Origin of the sequence: Mycobacterium sp., assembly GCF_035653355.1 — a bacterium.
Lineage (GTDB): Bacteria > Actinomycetota > Actinomycetes > Mycobacteriales > Mycobacteriaceae > Mycobacterium.
Genome location: NZ_DASRBZ010000635.1, coordinates 1 through 2,755, shown reverse-complemented (window position 1 = coordinate 2,755; position 2,755 = coordinate 1). Strand labels below are relative to the sequence as shown.

Annotated in this window: 4 protein-coding genes; 1 reads left to right on the top strand and 3 read right to left on the bottom strand. The window is 62.8% G+C overall.

From position 1 onward, the window contains the following. Positions 1-486, top strand: a 486-nt coding sequence (locus tag VFA16_RS21890) for a TIGR03085 family protein (protein WP_324969849.1), incomplete at its 5' end; no start/stop codon positions are given. Between the two features lie 413 nt (positions 487-899). Here the strand turns inward: VFA16_RS21890 and VFA16_RS21885 are convergent. The 3 genes from VFA16_RS21885 to VFA16_RS21880 all read right to left on the bottom strand — a co-directional run bounded on the left by VFA16_RS21885 (position 900) and on the right by VFA16_RS21880 (position 2,710). Beyond that, on the bottom strand, positions 900-1,295 hold the full coding sequence (locus VFA16_RS21885; protein WP_324969848.1) for a hypothetical protein: 396 nt from the start codon (positions 1,293-1,295) through the stop codon (positions 900-902). Positions 1,296-1,378: 83 nt separating this feature from the next. Next, positions 1,379-1,888, bottom strand: a complete 510-nt coding sequence (locus tag VFA16_RS23845; protein WP_414687786.1) for an AMP-binding protein — start codon at positions 1,886-1,888, stop codon at positions 1,379-1,381. Positions 1,889-2,422: 534 nt separating this feature from the next. After that, the gene (locus tag VFA16_RS21880; RefSeq protein ID WP_324969850.1) at positions 2,423-2,710 is read right to left on the bottom strand and encodes a hypothetical protein; all 288 of its coding nucleotides are present in this window, start codon (positions 2,708-2,710) and stop codon (positions 2,423-2,425) included. Between the last annotated feature and the right edge of the window lie 45 nt (positions 2,711-2,755).

Here is a 2,755-nt window from a genome sequence, read left to right as displayed (position 1 = left end):
GGGCTTGTGCTGCCTGGTGCTTGGGGCCGCTTCGCTGAACGACGAAGAAGAGCGCTCGCGCTGAGGGACTTTGCAGGGCTCGTTGCGACGATTCGATCGGGACCGCCGCCAGGCTTGTTCCGCATCGGATGGGTACGCCGGTTTGCGAACCTTAACGAATTCTTCGTCCACCACGAGGACGTACGCAGAGCCGACGGTCGTGGTCCTCGAACGAACGAACCTGCACTGGACGAGGCCCTGTGGCGCAACGTCAGTCTGGCGCCCTGGTTTCTCGCGCGGCGACTGCACGGCGCAGGTCTGGAGCTTCAGTGGGCGGGGACTGCTAAGACCGTTCGAGCACGGCTGGGGGAACCTACTGCCCGCATCGCCGGATCTCCAGGCGAAGTGCTGCTCTACCTCTTCGGTCGGCAGGTCGCGGCACAGGTCGAGGTGAGTGGGCCGGATGCGGCGGTGGAAGCCGTGCGACGCGCGCGGTTCGGCATGTAACAGGAGCTGATCGAGGAGTATCGGGCGCGGGTGGCGCGACTCTGGTGGCCTGGTCAGCCTCTTCGAGTTCTCGCTCGCCGCCTGGGAGTCCGGGCCGGACCTGCATCTGCATGCCGCGTCAACTGCACGCGCCGCGAGGCGTTGCTGATATCGAGTTGCGCGAAGTTGGACGGGGCCACGGACTCGAAGCTGCTCACAAGAGCCCGGCCGCCCAACCCGGTACCGATCCTGGAATCGAGTTACAGGCAAGCTGCTCAGCTCCAAGGCACAGGTTGTTTCGTCGGTCCGCTCCCGGACGGCCAAGGACTCCCGAGGCAATCTGTTTGGCCTGGCCGGCGGTGTGGCCGAATGTCTTGATCAGTTCGTAGTTCTGACCGGTTTGTAGGCAGTGCTATAGCTGACGAGCATGCGCCTTAAACAGGTGCGTCGCGCGGCGCAGTGGGGTTTTGCGGGGCTGGTAGTGGGCTCGGGCTTCGGGTGCGTTGGTCATGACCATGAACGCTCAGGCGTAGCGGCGATGCGGTCGTTTTCGATCCGGCGGTGGTGATGACGTGGCTGGCTCCGGAAGCGCGGGTGATGCGGGCTGAGCCGGCGTAGACCTGAGTGCCCGGACGTCGGCGAAGCGGAGCGGTCGTCGCCGACTTCGGTAAGGATGCAGGCTCAGGTGACCTCGGCCAGGCCGGGAAACTGGTGATCACCGCGCAGTCGGGATGTTGCTGGAAATGCGTGCAGATCGCCTCGGCGAGCTGATCTAAACCGTCGAAGGCAGCATTGAACGCGGCAAGGAAAACGAACGTCTGGGTGCTCATCACCTGCTCGATCAGCACCGGTTGGGCGCAGTTGCTGACGGCGCAGCGCCGGTGCGAGGCATGTACGGTAAGAGTCCTTGGCTTTAGTCGGGTAGCATGCGGACGATTGGTGGGCCTGCAGGCCGTGTCGGACACGCTGCTTGGTCTGGTATCAGAGCTAGGGTTGCGATTCGGAATCCGGTGCGCCAGATCGCTCTTGTGTCGGGGTGGTTGCTCGCGCGGTTCTTCAGTCTTGATGGGAGCACCGTTTTACTTAACGAGCACAAGGGCAGCGCCGCTGCCCATGGCCTCTGGGGTCCGTCGATCAGGACCGGTGGCTCCGCACCCATATCGGCGAGAGTTTGAATTTGATCCGCTGAAGCCAGCAGTAGTCGCGCACCCGACTCGGCGGCGGCTGTCAGAATGTCATGGGCGAAGAGTAATGGATTAACTGGTAGTGGCACCGCTCCATATTTGATGGTGCCGGCGAATGCCTCGGCGAAGCCGGAACCGTCCGGCAGCATGATGAGCACCCGTTCTCCGGGGCGAATAGCGAGTTTAGCCAGCACGGCGGCAACTGCGGCCGTCTTTTCGGCTGATCTGGGATTACTCATCGAATTAGTCGCCAGACTTCGTGGGCGGTGTTTCCGCGCGCGAATCTGACATGTCTCCTTTTGGGGTTGTGGGGCCGGCCATATTAGCTGGCTATACGGCCAGTTGTCAACGAAACATGACGAACGGTATTTTTCCGCTGCATATGCACGTGCGCGGCTTTTTTGGTGTTCGTGGCAACGCAGTCAAGGCTCGCTGGTGATTCTTTGAGTCGTTGTTAGAGGAAGTCAAAGAGGTTTGCGCGGCTGCGGGGTATCTGGGGATGGGGCGTTGAGGGTGCGTGGCCGGTCAAGGCGTAGTCGCGCAGAGGCAACGCGGCGGCCCGTCGGCGATACCGCCCATCGACCGCCTTCGCATCGGCGCCTGGTCCGCTGCCCAGTGCGCCGCCCACGTCGCCGGCGCTCTTCCTGCCCGCAACGCGCTGTTTTGAAGACCATCCCGGGCTGGACATGGAAAACCGATCGCGACGAACGCCGCAACCACAGCCACCGCCGAGTGATGGCCAACGGCAGCAGCAAAAGCACACGCTGATCAGGTCAAACCCCTAGCCAAACAGCCGCCGACCCAGCCACGCCACTCGCACTGGAGACTTGTTGTTGTGGACGGTAATGGCACCGAGTACACAATGGGCACGGTCGGCCTGAACGTCGGCGGGCAAAATTTTGGCCTTGCCGAAGTTTGTGAAGCACGCGGCTGACGGCTCGGCGCACGGTGTCGCGCAGGGATGCGTCGAGGGAACTGAATGGTTCGTCGAGGAGGATGACCTTGGAGCGGATGGCGAGGGCCCGGACAAGTGCGACTCGTTGCTGTTGATTGCTGGGCAGTTGGTGGGAATAGCGCCGTTCAAGGCCGCGGGCGACGAGGTCGAC